The 16,326-nt window shown below is 49.8% G+C and carries 14 protein-coding genes; all 14 read left to right on the plus strand.

Annotated elements, in window-relative coordinates; genetic code table 11:
- The first annotated feature begins 245 nt into the window (after positions 1 to 245).
- The 14 genes from DHX103_RS10675 to DHX103_RS10740 all read left to right on the plus strand — a co-directional run bounded on the left by DHX103_RS10675 (position 246) and on the right by DHX103_RS10740 (position 16,304).
- The gene (locus tag DHX103_RS10675; protein WP_422122265.1) at positions 246 to 1,829 is read left to right on the plus strand and encodes a SpoIID/LytB domain-containing protein; all 1,584 of its coding nucleotides are present in this window, start codon (positions 246 to 248) and stop codon (positions 1,827 to 1,829) included.
- Between the two features lie 200 nt (positions 1,830 to 2,029).
- Positions 2,030 to 3,004, plus strand: coding sequence for a BadF/BadG/BcrA/BcrD ATPase family protein (locus tag DHX103_RS10680; RefSeq protein WP_422122266.1), 975 nt, complete (start codon positions 2,030 to 2,032; stop codon positions 3,002 to 3,004).
- Between the two features lie 9 nt (positions 3,005 to 3,013).
- On the plus strand, positions 3,014 to 3,976 hold the full coding sequence (locus DHX103_RS10685; RefSeq protein WP_422122267.1) for a GNAT family N-acetyltransferase: 963 nt from the start codon (positions 3,014 to 3,016) through the stop codon (positions 3,974 to 3,976).
- A gap of 4 nt (positions 3,977 to 3,980) precedes the next feature.
- Entirely contained in the window at positions 3,981 to 5,033 is a 1,053-nt protein-coding gene (locus DHX103_RS10690) for a serine hydrolase domain-containing protein (protein ID WP_422122268.1), read from the plus strand.
- 18 nt (positions 5,034 to 5,051) lie between these two features.
- Positions 5,052 to 5,774, plus strand: coding sequence for a PIG-L deacetylase family protein (locus DHX103_RS10695; RefSeq protein WP_422122269.1), 723 nt, complete (start codon positions 5,052 to 5,054; stop codon positions 5,772 to 5,774).
- Entirely contained in the window at positions 5,771 to 7,342 is a 1,572-nt protein-coding gene (nagZ, locus tag DHX103_RS10700; RefSeq protein ID WP_422122270.1) for a beta-N-acetylhexosaminidase, read from the plus strand. The genes DHX103_RS10695 and nagZ overlap by 4 nt, the downstream gene beginning before the upstream one ends.
- A 417-nt stretch (positions 7,343 to 7,759) precedes the next feature.
- A complete protein-coding gene (locus DHX103_RS10705; protein ID WP_422124756.1) occupies positions 7,760 to 8,932 on the plus strand; it encodes an anhydro-N-acetylmuramic acid kinase in 1,173 nt (390 codons plus the stop codon).
- Positions 8,933 to 8,934: 2 nt separating this feature from the next.
- On the plus strand, positions 8,935 to 10,269 hold the full coding sequence (locus DHX103_RS10710) for an extracellular solute-binding protein (protein ID WP_422122271.1): 1,335 nt from the start codon (positions 8,935 to 8,937) through the stop codon (positions 10,267 to 10,269).
- 60 nt (positions 10,270 to 10,329) lie between these two features.
- A complete protein-coding gene (locus DHX103_RS10715; protein ID WP_422122272.1) occupies positions 10,330 to 11,274 on the plus strand; it encodes a carbohydrate ABC transporter permease in 945 nt (314 codons plus the stop codon).
- A gap of 14 nt (positions 11,275 to 11,288) precedes the next feature.
- Entirely contained in the window at positions 11,289 to 12,257 is a 969-nt protein-coding gene (locus tag DHX103_RS10720; RefSeq protein WP_422122273.1) for a carbohydrate ABC transporter permease, read from the plus strand.
- Positions 12,257 to 13,420 carry an exo-beta-N-acetylmuramidase NamZ family protein gene (locus DHX103_RS10725; protein WP_422122274.1) on the plus strand — a complete coding sequence of 388 codons (1,164 nt, stop codon included), beginning with the start codon at positions 12,257 to 12,259 and terminating at the stop codon, positions 13,418 to 13,420. The genes DHX103_RS10720 and DHX103_RS10725 overlap by 1 nt, the downstream gene beginning before the upstream one ends.
- A gap of 11 nt (positions 13,421 to 13,431) precedes the next feature.
- A complete protein-coding gene (gene murQ / locus DHX103_RS10730; RefSeq protein ID WP_422122275.1) occupies positions 13,432 to 14,346 on the plus strand; it encodes an N-acetylmuramic acid 6-phosphate etherase in 915 nt (304 codons plus the stop codon).
- A gap of 6 nt (positions 14,347 to 14,352) precedes the next feature.
- The gene (locus DHX103_RS10735) at positions 14,353 to 15,300 is read left to right on the plus strand and encodes a GNAT family N-acetyltransferase (protein WP_422122276.1); all 948 of its coding nucleotides are present in this window, start codon (positions 14,353 to 14,355) and stop codon (positions 15,298 to 15,300) included.
- Between the two features lie 131 nt (positions 15,301 to 15,431).
- The gene (locus tag DHX103_RS10740; protein WP_422124757.1) at positions 15,432 to 16,304 is read left to right on the plus strand and encodes a MurR/RpiR family transcriptional regulator; all 873 of its coding nucleotides are present in this window, start codon (positions 15,432 to 15,434) and stop codon (positions 16,302 to 16,304) included.
- The last annotated feature ends 22 nt before the right edge of the window (positions 16,305 to 16,326 follow it).

Here is a 16,326-nt window from a genome sequence, read left to right on the forward strand (position 1 = left end):
CGTAAAATAAGGTATTTTGTATCGTTTTTCTAATTCTAATTATAAACCAAAAGTAATCAGAATATTAGGGAAATGAACAAAGCTGAGTGATTTTTTAATATTAAAATGTGATGAAAGCAGAATATTAATAAATTTTAGGTGCTTTAATGAAATTAAATATCGGGAAAAATTAAAAAATATAAAAGGAATTATCGGAAAAGAGAAGAATATTAAGCATGAGCAGTAAAAATTCATAGTGGAAGGGAATGGATGGATTGAGAGATATGTTCAGGTATTTTGTAGTTGCAATAATTGTAAGCGCTTTATTTTTTCAGGGAATCGGTCCGGTAAATGTGTCAGCGGAGGAACAGGAGCCGGTCATCCGGGTTGGTGTTGTGCCAACAGCTGAAAGTCTGGTATTCGGTGCTGAAGGTTCGTTCGATGTTGTTGACAAGGAAACCGGGGAAGTGCTCTTTGCCGGTGCAAAAGGAACTGTGGACGTGGAACTTGGCGGAGCTGCAGTTGTCAAAACAAATTACCGTCTGCAGGTCGCTTCAACGACAAGTGAAAGCTACAAGGCAGACTGGCTGGCGCGGGCAGCAGCGGCCGGCTATGTCACTTACGTCGAAGAGTTCGGTGACTTTGACCGTCTGTTGATCGGCGAATTTCCCGCGGATGCCGGCTGGAGTGAACGTGCAGCGTTCAAAAATGAAATCGTGGCAGCCGGGCTTGGCGGCAGCGATGCCTATTGGCGCGTAATCACTGTAGGTGAAGGAGAAAAATCCCTGGACGTGAGTTATGCCGGAGAAACGGTGACGGCCTACAATGCGGTGCAGATTATCGCGCAATCGGAGCGTGTTGCGATCGACGGCAAGCCCTACCGCGGTTTGGCGGAAGCCGGGTTCAATAGTACAGGAACACTGGCAGGCATCAACGAATTGATGCTGGAAGAATATCTTTACGGAGTGGTGCCGCATGAATTGCCGCCAAATCCTTACGGGGAATTGGAAGCTCAGAAATCTCAGGCAATTGCCGCACGCACATATGCCTTATCCAATATGGGCAAGCGCAGTGCCGACGGCTATGATTTATTGCCGACCACATCTGATCAGGTATACGGCGGATCAGCGCTTGAGCATCCGATTTCGACCGATGCCATCGATGGCACAAAAGGAATTGTTGCGACGTATGACGGCAAGCTGATCACAGCCGTTTACCATTCAACAAGCGGCGGGGCGACAGCCAATAACGAAGACGTCTGGAATTCGGAAGCGACGGATTACCTTCGCGGCACGCACGTTGCGCAAAAAGGCAATTCATTGAAATATGTGCCGGCGCTTGATGTTTATAAAGATTCCGATGAAGGAGAATCTTTGCGGACAGTGAAGAAAGGTGATTTCGAAGCGGATTGGTCACGTTATTACCGCTGGAATTTTGAATGGACAGCTGAAGAGATGAGCGAAGTATTGAGTCTCTATTACAATACGGATGTCGGGGAAGTCTACGAAATCAATGTGCTTGAACGTTCAAGCTCAGGCCGTGTGGCAGAAATTGAGTTTGTTACTGAAAACGGTACATTCTACGAATTCAAGGATCGCATCCGTTGGGCATTGCAATATATCAACGCGAGCGGCAATCCGGCAGTGTTGTTGAGCACCTTATTCATCATCGAACCGGTGACGGATGAAACCACAGGTGAAGTCACTGGCTTCAAAACGAATGGCGGTGGCTGGGGCCATGGCGTTGGCATGTCGCAAGTCGGTGCAGTTGGCATGGCTGAAGCGGGCTATTCCTATGAAGTCATCCTGAAGCATTTCTATAAAGGAATTGAATTGGAAACACGTTATTAATAGAGGGGAAATTGGAGGCGCGGCACCGAAAATGAATTATTTTCGGTGCTGTGCTTTTCTTAGATGATACCGAAAATCTGCGAATGCTTTTCAGCCGCTTATTGAAAAAATATAACGGCTTCTTAAAGAAAAGTTGAAAAAATATTTCAAAAATTTATAATAAACTAGTAGAAGAGAAAAAAGAATGCGGAGGCGCTGTTATGTATGTGTTGGGAATTGACGGGGGAGGCACGAAAACTACTGGGGTGGTTGCAGATGAGAATGGCAATGTGTATATGCAGGCGCTTGGAGGAAGCAGCAATCCGAATGCGCTGACTCGGGAACAATTTGAAGAGGTACTAAGAAGCCTGCTGAGGGAGCTTGAAGAACAGGACCCCCCAATTTTTGCGCAGCTTGCCGTCTGTTTTGCGGGCATGGCGGGAGTCGGTGAAAGTGGACGCGATGACGAATTCGCGGCACTTCTGAAAAAACAGTTGCCGGCGCAGACGCAAGTAGTGGTGAAAAATGACGCCTATAATGCGTTGTATTCCGGCACGCTCGGCAATCCGGGGATTGTTCAAATCGCCGGAACCGGTGCGATTTCGTTCGGCATCAATTACGAAGATAAAATAGTGCGGGCTGGTGGCTGGGGCTATTTATTTGATGACGCAGGCAGTGGCTACTATTTAGGAAACGAGGCATTGCGTGCGGTTTTTGAGAATTATGACGGCCGCGGACCAGCGACACTGCTGTCGGAGAAGGTTCTTGAACATTTTGAAGTAAGGTATATACCTGATTTAATCGGCATGGTCTATGGAAGGGACCATCCGCGCACTGTAATTGCAAAACTGGCCCCTATCGTCGTCAACGCCGCTGAAGCCGGGGACGGGGTGGCGAAAGGGATCATCTGGAAAGCTTGTGAAGAAATGATGAAATGCATCGAAGCTTGCCACCGTCAATTATTTGTTCCTGATCATCCGACAGCGATTGTCCTGTCGGGCGGCGTTTTTACCAATCCGCGGCAGTTTGTCTGGTATTTCAATGAATTGAGCAAGAAGTCTTTGCCGAATGTCGTTTTCCGGGAAACCAGGGTTGCACCTGTGGGAGGTGCGGTAATCGGGGGCTTAAAGGTGATGGGCATCAGCAGCATCGATGAAGCTTTCACGGAACGATTGAACAAGCACGTAAAGAAATGAGGCGATGGGATGGAATTGCATCAGCTGCGCGAATTCAGCACAACACAGATTACGGAATTCTGGAATCGGGAAATCGGTGATTCTTTTCCGCTGCGGGAAGAATTATGGGAACAGAATACATTTAATGATTTGAATTTGATTGAAGAAGCTTGCGTGGCTTTTGCCGAAGGGGGTAAACTTGCCGGTTTTATTGTCGCCAAACGGCTATTGGAACATTCGGAAGCGAAAATGCAGCGGGATGTCGGCTGGATTCCGTGCTTGCTGGTGGGTCGGGATGCCCGCAGGCAGAATCTCGGCGAACGGCTGCTGCGGCATGCCGAAGAGCATTTCACACAGACGGGCATAAAAGAAATCCGCCTGGGTCGGGATCCGTGGCATTATTTTCCAGGTATTCCCGCAGAGGACGCGGAAACGGCCGACTGGTTTGAACGGCGTGGATACGAGCGGGAATCGATTGAGTCAGATCTGATGCGGGAAGTCAAAGGGCAGGCCTCTTATAAATTGGCGAATCCGCCCGAACATTTCCGGGTGCTGGAGCGGGAGGATCTTCCGGAGCTGATCGACTTTTTGGCACTGCATTTCCCGGGACGGTGGCATTATGAAGCACTGCGTTACCTGGAAACTGGCGCAGGTGGACAGGAATTTGTCGGATTTTACATAGAAGGAATATTAAAAGGCTTTTGCCGCATCAACGATTCCGCTTCGCCGCTGATTGCACAAAACGTCTATTGGTCTCCGTTGTTTGACGGAACCCTCGGGGGCATCGGTCCACTCGGAATCGACCGCAGCGTCCGGGGGCGGCAATACGGCCTCGATCTCGTCAAAGCTGCTGCCAATGAATTGGTCCGGCGCGGCTCGGATGCGATTATAATAGATTGGACGCAGCTTGTACCGTTTTACGAAAAACTGGGATTCAGTGTATGGAAGCAATACATAACGATGGCAAAAACACTCAACAGCGAGAAGGAGTGATGGTATGAAAGAACTGGTTCGGACATTTCTGCAAAATGAAATCGATGATGAGGTTACGCCGGGAGCCATCATCCGCGTGCGCCATAAAGGCGAGATGATTGTGGATGAAGCGCTCGGTACCACTAGTTTGGAAATTGAGCGGGTGCCTGTCACGAGATCGACGGTCTACGATATGGCGTCTCTGACGAAAGTAATGGTGACGACACCGATTCTTTTGCAGCTGCTTGAGCGTGGCGAAATCTACCTGCATGACCGGGTGGCAACGTTTGTGCCGGAATTCGGTGCAAACGGTAAAGAAGGGGTTCGGCTCCGCCACTTGCTGACGCATTCATCGGGACTCGCAGCGCATCGCCATTATTTTGCGGACCGGCTGACGAAGCAGCAGGTATATGAAGAAATCTACAAAGAAGAGCTCGTTTACGAACCGGAAACGCAAGTGGTTTACAGTGATCTCGGATTTATTATGCTGATGGCGGTTATTGAAAGAGTGACCGGCCAAAGGATTGAAGAATACGCAGAGCGGCATCTGTTTACGCCGATGGGCATGAATGCTACGAAATTCCTGCCGGATTTTGAGAAATCACGTTATGCGCCGACGGAATTCCTGGAGCATATCGGGGGCCATAAATACGGTATCGTCCATGACGACAATACCGAATTCATGGGGGGCATCAGTGCGCATGCGGGTCTTTTTTCCACGATGGATGATTTGTCAATCTTCACGCAAATGCTGGAAAATGACGGCATGCACGATGGTAATAGAATCCTGCATCCACAATGGCTCGAAAAAGCGCGGCAGGATTTCACTCCTTACAGCGAGGCTGCACGCGGCATCGGCTTTGAGTTGAAAGCACGCGGCGCCGGTCCGATTGGTGATCTGCTGTCATCCAAAACTTTCGGCCACACGGGTTACACCGGAACGAGCTTTTATATCGATCCGGAGCGGGAGCTGACGATCATGCTGCTGACGAACCGCGTTTATTTCGGTCGTCAGGATCCAATCATTCGCTTGCGTCCACGATTGCATAATCTCATCGTTGCCCTTTTGGATCAATAAATGATAGGAGGAACCAGCATGCATTTGATGATTGTAGGCGCACATTGTGGTGACGGCGAGTTGCAGGCCGGTGCGATTGCCCATAGATATGCGCAGGCAGGATACAAAGTGACGTTTCTGCATCTGACGGCAGGCGAAAAAGGCGCACCCCCGCATCTTGATACCGAAGAATATCGCCTGCAGAAAATCACTGAAGCGGAACGGGCGGCTGCAATTCTCGGCGGCACGAGCATCACGCTCGACCACCCCGACGCGGAACTGGAATTCACCGCAGAGCTTGCAAAAGAAGTCGCAACGATTTTTCGGAAAGAAAAACCCGATTTCGTCATTACCCATTGGGTTAACAGTATGCATCCGGACCATGCCATCTGCCAGCAGCTCGTGCAGGACGCCTGGCTCAAGGCATCGCTCCCCGGCTTTGATCTGGACGGCTTGCCGCCGCATGGTATCCGCCGCGTTTTCCACAGCGAAAACTGGGAGGACATGGAAGGCTATGAGCCTGATATCTACGTCGACGTCACGGAGTCGTTCGGCACCTATCTCAAAGCGCTGTCTTGTTATTGGTTCATTATGAATTCAGGAAGTTTCCGTTATTACGATTATTATAAAGCGCTCGGCACAACGCGCGGCTGTCTTGGCCGCATGCAATATGCGCAGACATTGCAGAACTCGAAAGGGCTGCATGTCCGACGGGAAGGCCATATTCCCGGATTCCCAATCACTCAAGGAGGCAAAGCATGACCTTACATAAAAAAGCCGGCCGTCTCATGATCGCCGGATTCAAAGGACTCACCATCTCAGAAGAAATAAAACAGTTGATCCACACCTACCATATCGGCGGCGTGATCCTATTCGGTCGAAATATCGGGACACCGGAAGAAATTCTCGCGTTGACGCGCTCGCTTCAAAGGGAAGCAAAATCAGCAGGCTACGATGTCCCGCTGTTAATCTCGATCGACCAGGAAAATGGCGTCGTCCGCCGTCTCGGCGAAGGCACCACCATAATTCCGGGTGCGATGCTGCTCGGAGCCGCACAGGATCCCGTCAATGCCCGCAAAGCCGGCGAACTGACCGGCAAGGAATTGAAAGCGCTTGGCATCAACTGGAATCTGGCACCGGTCGTCGACATCAACAACAATCCGAAAAACCCGGTCATCGGCGTACGGTCGTTCGGCGAAGATCCAAAAAAGGTCAGCGAACTCGCAAAACAGTCAATGCTCGGCATGCAGGACGCAAACGTTATGACGACGCTCAAGCACTTCCCGGGCCACGGCGATACCAGTGTTGATTCGCATCTCGATTTGCCTGTCATCCCTCACGGACTCGAGCGGCTGCATGCGGTGGAATTGGTGCCTTTCAAAGATTGCATCGCAGCCGGAGCAGATGCCATCATGAGTGCGCATGTATATTTTCCGGCACTTGAAGGGGAAGACAATCTGCCGGCAACCCTGTCGCGCTCCGTCATTACAGGTCTTCTTCGCGAAGAACTGGGTTTTGAAGGCGTCGTGACGACCGATTGCATGGAGATGGATGCCATCGCCAAAGGAATCGGCACCATCAGCGGATCGGTAAAAGCCGTTCAGGCCGGCGTTGATCTGGTGATGGTTTCACATATCCATGACCTACAGGAAGGGGCGATTTTGAAAATCGCTGAAGCCATGGAACGAGGAGATATCGATGAAGCGCAAGTCGACCGTTCGATCGAACGCATCAATGGGATGATCGCTAACTACGTAACCTGGAATGAAATCGAAGAAATCACCAGCGTCCCGGAATTCGTCGGGTCAAATGGCCACCAGCAGGAAATGGCGGAAATTTACCAGCAAGGCATAACGCTTGCCGGCGGAAAAGGCGATCAATCCATCGCACCGGACGATAAAGTGCTGCTCATCTACCCGCATAACGAATACGCCACCATGGTGGAAGACAAACGCTATTCGACGTTAGAAATGGCTGAGCAGCTCAAAAGGGTTCACGCGCATGTCGAAGTCGTCGAAATCGACCCCGCCAATTACGAAGAGCAGCAACTGAAAACCGTCACAATGGCTCGAGACTTCGACCGTCTTGTCATTCTGACACTCAATGCTGCCGTCCAGGATAGTCAGCGCAATTTTGTTGATGAGCTGATTGGTACTGGCGTGCCGTCCGACGTCATTGCAATACGCACGCCTTATGACGCAGCCCTTTTCACGTCCGCGAACCGTGTCTATTGCACCTACGAATTCACCAAATCTGCCTTCGAAACGATGGCGGAAGTGCTGGTAGGGAAAATAGAAATCAGCGGCAAGCTGCCAGTGACGATTCTCTAATTTGAATATAGTTAACTTACTAGATAAATAAGCAAAAGGAGGCACTCCCGCACCAGGAGAATTCACTAAAGATATGGAGCAAAACAGCGAAGACGCCATGGGGAGCAGGCGAATGCCGACGAAGTGCAAGATCCACTCGGTTGGTACACTAACTTAGCAAAATATAAAAACCGTGCTCCTGCATCGCTGCGCTGCTTCGTCGCAAAGACTTAGCCTCGCAAGCGTCGGCTATTGTCTTCGAAGCTGTTTTGCGGAATATCGACTACTGAAGGTTTATTAGTTCAACTTATATATCTGATTGATATTTATTTTTAAATTTAATAAAAAGTATTGATATTTAATTTTATAAAAGCTACTATATGAGTAAGAGTTTTCGAACAATTCTGTCGCATCGGAAAGGGTGGTTGGGTGGAAGCAATGAGAGTTTGTGGATTAATGTCCGGTACGTCGCTGGACGGCCTTGATATTGCGGTCGCAGATTTCGCGGCAACAGGGGGCAAAATCAGTTATCAGCTGGTTCACTTCACGACAATGCCTTATCCCGATGAACTGAAGGCGAAGCTCCTGCAATTGATGGATCCGCTGGCACCGATGCAGCAGGTTTCATCGATGAACATGTATCTCGGGGAATACTACGCGCAGCTGGTCAAAGAAGCATTGGAAGGAACGGAAGTCGATTATGAATCGATCGATCTGATCAGTTCACATGGCCAGACCATGTGGCATGAACCCGCGATAGGAGGGGCCGATCCTTTTGCGCGCCCCAACTCCTTGCAAATCGGTGATATTTCAGCGCTTGCTGAGTTCGCCGGAAAAACGGTCATCGGTGATTTCCGGCCGCGCGATATGGCAGCCGGTGGCCAGGGGGCTCCACTCGTTCCGTTTGCGGATGAAATTTTATTCCGTTCGGAAACGACGGGCAGAATCCTGTTGAATATCGGAGGCATCGCGAATATGACCGTTTTGCCGCCAGCTAACAGCGAAAAGAAAACGCTTGCATTCGACACAGGACCCGGCAATATGATCATTGATGCCTTTGCAGCAAAGCATACGGGCGGACAGCAGAACTACGACGACGGCGGCAGAATCGCAGCAGCTGGAAGCGTGAACGGCGAATGGCTTGGCGGGTTGCTCAGCCATCCCTACTACAATTTGCCATCACCGAAAAGCACCGGGCGCGAACTGTTCGGAGCCAGTTATGCCGATGAATTGTGGCAGGAAGCCGACAGCCGTCAATTGCCGGAAGAAGACAGAATTGCCACTGTGACAAAGCTGACGGCGGAAACAATCGCTGCTGAAATCCGCAAATTCGCGGACAGCCACGACATCGAAGAAGTATTTGTCAGCGGTGGAGGCGTACATAATGGCACGCTGCTCGGATTTCTGAAAGAGCGCATGCCGGACAACATCTCAGTGAAAGCCTCCAACGAAATCGGCATCGATTCCGATGCCAAAGAAGCATTTGTATTTGCGCTGCTCGGTTATTTGGGATTCAACAGGAAACCGAATAACCTGCCCGCTGCAACAGGGGCGGAGCAGCCGACAATTTTGGGGAAAATTGCGTGGCAATCAAAACATTGGGGGGAATAGCAATGACGAAAATGTATAGAAAATCCGTATTGACAGTAGCTTCACTTGGTATGGCGGCAAGCGTGCTAGCCGGCTGCAACAGCAATGCCGAAGAAACAGGGGATGTAGAAGAGTTCGAAGGCACGATCACGATTTGGGACGGACCGAGATGGCCGGATGCGGATGACAATAAATTCCACTGGCTGGAAGAGAAAGTTGCTGAGTACGAAGAAGCAAATGAAGGCATTGAAATTGAAATGGTTCAAGTGCCTTGGGCAGAAATGGGCGATAAACTTGGTGTAGCGATTGCCGGTAAAGGCTGGCCGGATATTGCGCCGGTAGATATCAGCGGAAGCGCAATCTCAATCGACCATATCGAGCAGGGCGTTGTTGAATCGCTTGACGCTTATATCGATGATGAAGCGAAAGAGGATTTCTACGAAAATGCACTTGATGCTTACACATATGACGGTAAACTTTACGGCATTCCAAACTCGATTACACTTCACACGATGCTGTTGAATTTGGATCTGTTTGAAGAAGCAGGCGTAACACCACCAGAAAACGGCAAATGGTCATATGACGAGTTCCTGTCTGCAGCGAAAGAATTGACGTTCGACCGTGACGGCGACGGCAGCACAGATGTATACGGATTCTCGACTTACATCATGCCTGGTTATTACGAAGCATGGCCTTTCTTCTATAAGAATGGTGGATCACCTTTGAACGAAGACATGACAGAATTTACATTTGACGATCCGGAAACAATTCAAGCGATCCAGGATCTGGCTGATTTGAAACTGACAGAAGAAGCGGCACCTGAAACGCACGGCGGCAATGATGTCGGTGGTACATTCCAGGCGTGGGCAAACGAAGAACAACGTACGGTAGCGATGCAGCCGTGGGCAACATGGGCAATCGGAGCGGCACAAGGCGCTTACCCGACAAACTTTGCGGTAGCTGAATATCCGACTGGCGATGCTGAAGAAGCGAAAACAATCGGTGGAGTTGGCGGCTGGACAATGTTCCACCAGGACGACAATGCAAACAAAAAAGCTGCTGTAGCTGACTTCATGCAATTCATCTCAACTGCTGATGAGCAAGTGACGATGGCTCAGAACTATGGCGTATTCCCAGCTCGCATCAGTGCGGCTGAACAAGATCCATTCGCGGAAAACCCTGAAATGGCACGCGCGATGGAAATGTCTGAACAAGTAGTTATGCTTCCACGCCATCCGGAGTGGAGAAAAATTGACGAAGCGATCCAAACAGAATTACAACTCGTTTTCAACGGCGAGAAAACTGCAGAGCAAGCAATGGCTGATGCAAAAGTTGTCGTTGACGGCTTATTGGAATAAAGGATTTCGAGCAGGCTGTGCCACGCGCAAGCCTGCTTCATTTTTAGGAGGTGTCCCGAAATGACTCAACTGCCAATAGGAGCGGTACCGAAAAAAGGCGAAGAAAAACTGAAAGTCGTAAAACGTTCAAACCAAAGCGTTTGGAAGCAAATGAAGAAAAACTATGCGGCTTACCTGTTTTTATTGCCCAAATTGGTGCTGTTCACCTTATTCGTCGCAATTCCGGTGGTATGGGCATTTGTCCTGTCGTTCCAGGAATACAAGATTTTCGGCAGTGAATTTGCCGGCTTACAAAACTACATAACCGTGTTCCAGAGCGCCGCATTTATGGCGGCGTTAAAAAATACCATGCTGTTCACCATTGTGACAGTGCCTTTCGGCGTCATTACGGCGTTGATCGGCGCATCGATGATTTTCGCACTGGGTAAAGTGTCGCAGAGCTTTTTCCGGTCTGCATTCTATTTGCCGACGGTGACTTCGATGGTCATCATCGCGATGGTATGGCGCTGGATGTACAATTACGATTTTGGTCTGTTCAATTACTTGCTTGGCTGGTTCGGTGTCGATCCGATCAACTGGCTTGGACAATCGGCAACCGCTTTATGGGCCCTGATCATCATGCAATGTTTGATTCCTTTCGGTGTCGGCATCATCATGTATCTGGCGTCAATGGGCTCGATTTCAACCGCGTTGTATGAAGCGGCAAAAATCGATGGAGCCGGCAGCCTGAAACAATGGTGGCACATCACCGTGCCGCTGTTGAAACCGACAACACTTTATCTGGTGTTGCTCAGCACGATCGGTTCGTTCCAGGTGTTCACCCAAATTATCATGATGACAGGTGGTGGGCCGGGTAATGCCACCGAAACACTTGTCCATCTCATTTACAAAACCGGATTCCGCGACTTCGAATTCGGATTGGCGGCTGCACAATCGGTCGTATTGTTTGTCATTATTCTCATCTTCTCTGTCATCCAATTCCGGGTGCTCCGCCATGATGAGTGATTGGAGGATTGACTGTGAAAAATCAAAGTAAACGTGTAAATAAACTGATCATCTATGTCCTGCTGACCGTTTTTGCGGTCGTTTCACTGCTTCCTCTCTATTGGGTCTTCTCCACTTCACTGCAATTGAGCAGTTATCAGTCGGAAGATATGGATCGTCCCGTTTCTTATGTCGATTCCAACCCGCCAAAACTCTATCCAATGGGGATTCCGCTTTATTTCGAACATTGGGGCGAAGCACGCGAAGCGGATAAAGCAGGGAACGCTGAAGAAGAGGCATATCACCGCGATATGATGGATCATATTGTCGACAATACGTTCTCGAGTTTCACCACCCTTTTCCAGAAACACGATGTCGGAAAATGGTTCTTCAATAGTGTTTACATATCTGTCGTCGTAACGGTTGGCATTCTCTTGATCGACTCGATGGCCGGTTATGTGCTCGCCAAGAAGAAGTTCCCCGGAAGGAATCTCATCTTCTGGATCATCATTTCAACGATGATGATTCCGGGGCAAGTCACGCTCGTGCCGCTGTTCATCATGGTCGGAAATTTAAATTTGATGGATACACACTGGGCGCTCATTCTGCCGGATTTATCGATGGTCTTCGGGGTATTCCTGATGCGCCAGTTTATGTATTCGATTCCCGATGAACTGCTCGAAGCTTCTCGCATGGACGGCGCGAGCGAATGGCGCACGTTCTGGACAATCGTCCTGCCGCTCGCAAAACCAGGCCTTGCCGCACTCGGCATCTTTACATTTATGAACGTTTGGAATTCATTCCTGTGGCCGATTATCGTTTTGAACAGCGCAGAGTTGTATACATTGCCTGTCGGATTAAAGACCTTGCAAGATGCCAACCTGGCCAGCTTTAAATTATTGATGAGCGGAGCCGCGGTAGCCGCAATTCCAATGATTATCGTCTTTATTCTATTCCAGCGTTACTTCGTCAAAGGCTTAACGCTCGGCGGCGTGAAAGAATAATGGCCCCCACTGTAAAACTTGGGCTCGAAGTGTTTCTGGAGAATCGGACGCACGAACTGAGAGGCAAACGAATCGGCTTCTTGACCAACGGGACAGGGGCTGACTCCAAACTGGAATCGGCGATCCGCCTGTTCCACCATCATCCGGATATAGACTTGCGAGTTCTCTTCGCACCGGAGCACGGATTGAAAACGGATGCCAAAGAAGGCGAGAAATTCGGTGACAGCGTCCACAGTGAAACGGGCGTGCCGGTATACAGCCTTTACGGCAAAACAAAAAAACCGACGGACGCCATGATGGCTGACATCGATGTTGCGATTTTCGATCTGCAGGACATCGGCGCCCGTTATTACACTTACATTTACTCAATGGCTTATCTGATGGAAGCTTGCGCGCGGACCGGCAAAAGGATGTATGTTCTGGACCGGCCCAATCCGATCGGCGGCGAACGCATCGAAGGCAATCTCATCGAAAGCGATTTCTCATCGTTCGTCGGCCTCTATCCGATTCCGAACCGCCACGGCATGACGGCAGGGGAACTGGCGCTTTATTTCAATAAAACCTTTGATATCGGATGCGAGTTGGAAGTTGTGCCGATGGATGGCTGGCAGCGTCGGATGTTGTTTCCAGATACCGGATTGCCGTGGATTCCACCTTCACCGAACACGACAGGGCTGGAGATGATGCTGCTCTATCCCGGAACTTGTTTAATAGAAGGAACAAATCTGTCAGAAGGCCGCGGAACCGCGCAGCCGTTTGAAATCATCGGTGCTCCGTTCATCGACGGCGCCCGCTTGCAGGATGCAGTGAATGATCTGGGAATTGAGCATTTTAAAGCACGAGCGGTGAGTTTCACACCGGCGCAATCGAAATATGCAGGACAAGTATGTGAAGGTATCCAATTCCATATTTTGGATAAAAATAGGTTTCAGCCGCTGGCAAGCTTCATTCGCGTGCTTGGGTTGATTGCTGAAATGTATTCGAAACAGCTCGTGTTTTTGGAATACGGCAACCTCAAGCACCGGATGTTCGATCTATTAGCAGGAACGGAAGGGTTGCGCAAAGCGCTCAAAAGCGGCCATGCAGACGAATTTCTGCAGCAATGCCAAAGGGACAGCGAAAATTTCGCTGAGATTAGAAAGCAATTCTTACTTTACAGATAGGAGGCGTAGCCATGGAAAAGTTATCACTTCTCACCACAGAAGAATCCAATGTGAAATCGGCGAGTCTTGATGAAATGCCGACTTTGGAAATACTGAAAACCATGAACGAAGAAGACCAGACCATCGCTTTGGCCGTCCAGAAAGTGCTTCCGCAAATTGAGCAGACGGTTGAAAAAGTCGTCAGCGCATTTAAAGCAGGAGGCCGGCTGATTTATACCGGAGCCGGTACAAGCGGACGCATCGGAGTGCTTGACGCCGTCGAGTGCCCGCCGACTTTCAGCACATCACCCGAAATGGTGCAGGCGGTTCTCGCCGGTGGCAATAATGCCATGTTCACCGCTGTCGAAGGAGCGGAAGACGACGAATTGCTCGGCGCATCCGACCTCGAAAAGCTCCATATCACCAAGCACGATGTTGTCATCGGCATCGCGGCAAGCGGGCGCACGCCTTACGTTAAAGGCGGTCTCGTCTATGCCAATTCCTGCGGTGCGACGACTGTGGCCCTGTCGAGCAATGCGCAGTCACTGATTGGCAAACATGCTGATATCAAAATTGAAGTTGTCACCGGACCGGAAGTGTTAACCGGATCTACGCGGCTTCGCGCAGCAACCGCCCATAAAATGGTGCTCAATATGATCACGACAGCGTCGATGGTCAAAAACGGTAAAGTCTATAAAAATCTGATGGTCGACTTGAACGCCAGCAATTACAAATTGCGTGAACGTGCCAAGCAGATGGTCTGCACGCTGACAGATGTTTCCTATGAAGAAGCTGAAGCGGTACTGGAGAAGACCGATTTCGATGTGAAACTGGCAATCGTCATGATTTTTACCGGCGTTGCAAAAGAAGAAGCGGAACGATTGATCCGGACGTCTGGCGGATTTGTCCGCGAGGCTGTGAAAACAGCAACCATAAAAGAGGGGTGAATTGCGATGTACCGCAGTTTCCGAAATGGCGATGAATACGCCATCACCGATCTATGGAATAAAACCCTGCAGCGTGATCCGATTACACATCAGCGATTTTTCAAACAAGTGCTGCTCGATGCGAACTTTGATCCCGAAGGTTTGATTGTCGCCGAACAGGACGGGGAATTGATTGGCGCTATCTATGCGCTCACAAGAAAACTCCCGATGGCGGGGGTCGAATTGGAACGAGACAACGCATGGATTACGTTTTTCATGGTTGATCCTGAAAAGGAACGTCTGGGAATCGGCAGTGGCTTGATGAGGCAGGCAGAGCAATACGCCAAGCGACAGGGAGCGAAACAATTATTGTTTTCTTCGTATGCACCGAATTATTTTCTGCCTGGTATCGATGACAAGGCCTATCCGGCAGCGTATGCTTTTCTCCAAAAAGAAGGTTATCGCCGCCTGTATTCGCCGGTCGCGATGCACCGTGATTTATTGGATTACAGTTATCCGTCCGAGGTTAGCGTATTGAAGAACCAGCGTGAAGCGGAAGGCTATTCTTTTGGCCCGGCAGCTTCCGGGGACTTTCCGGCACTGATCCGTTTCGCCAACGAACAGTTCAATCCTGATTGGGGCCGTGCCATCCGCGAAGGCATACTGCAAGGACTTGATCCCGAGCAGGTGCTGGCGGCAAAAAACGGTGACCGCGTTGTCGGCTTCGCGATGTTCGGCGGCTACGAGGGCATAAGGGAACGCTTTGGGCCGTTTGGTGTGGATGAAAACGAACAGGGAAAAGGTCTCGGCAAGATCCTGCTGCACGAATCGCTCTATGCGATGAAGCAGCGGACAATCCAAGGTGCATGGTTTTTGTGGACCAGCGAAACGAGCTCCGCGGGGCATTTGTATTTGAAGCATGGCTTCAAAAGCTACCGCCAGTTTCATGTAATGGTGAAGGATTTGGAAGAATAAAGTTCCACCATAGTCTTCGAATCCGCTGCAAGCAGTTGCATCAAAACGTTTCATCTGTAAATCAGACAAAATAGAGATAGAATAAATATAGAAGTAATTTTGTAAATGCAGAAGGGTTGATGACAATGGGCATAGCAAGTGGTGGTTTAGTATTGGTCAAACAGATGCGAAAGAATCTGCCGCCGTCGGAGCAAAAGATTGCGGATTATATTGTGGCGAATCCGGAGAAGATCGTGTCGATGACGGTGCAGGAACTCGGTGAAATGAGCCAGACAAGCGGGGCAGCAGTAACGCGGCTGTGCAAATCGCTGAAACTGAAAGGCTTTCAGGAACTGAAACTGCGCATCAACGGAGACCTGGGCCGAAAAATTGAATTGACCAACCGCGACATCCAGCCTAATGAACCTGTAGCAAGCACCATCCAGAAAGTGACGGATCATGCCATTCACGCATTGCTCGAAACCTCGGAGCTGATGGACAGTGTCCAATTGGAAGCGGCAGTCGACGCCATCGGCAATGCGCACAATATCCATTTCTTTGGAGTCGGAGCTTCCGGCATTCCGGCTTTCGATGCACAGCAGAAATTTCTGCGGATCCACAAAGCGACCACTTCAACAGCAGATCTCCATATGAGCGCAACAGTCGTGGCCAACTTTGGCCCGGATGATGTCGTTGTCGGAATTTCTTTTTCCGGTAAAACATTTGAAGTCGAAAAGATTTTGGAACTGGCAAATTCTCGCGGTGCGACGACGATCAGTTTGACGAAATACGGCCAGACGCCGATTTCGGGGATTTCGAAAATCCAGCTGTACACATCGCCATCGCGCGAAGCGAATTTCCGAAGCGCGGCGACTTCTTCCCGGCTGGCTCAGCTGCATGTCATGGACATGCTGTTTATGTCGGTGGCATCGCGGCAATTTGATACAACAATCACGTATCTGGATTCGACGCGTGAAGCGATCGAAGACATTCAGAAACAGATTTCCGGCAAGAAGAAAAAATAATGATCCAACCAAAGTAGGTGTC

Source organism: Planococcus daihaiensis (assembly GCF_049262615.1).
GTDB lineage: Bacteria > Bacillota > Bacilli > Bacillales_A > Planococcaceae > Planococcus.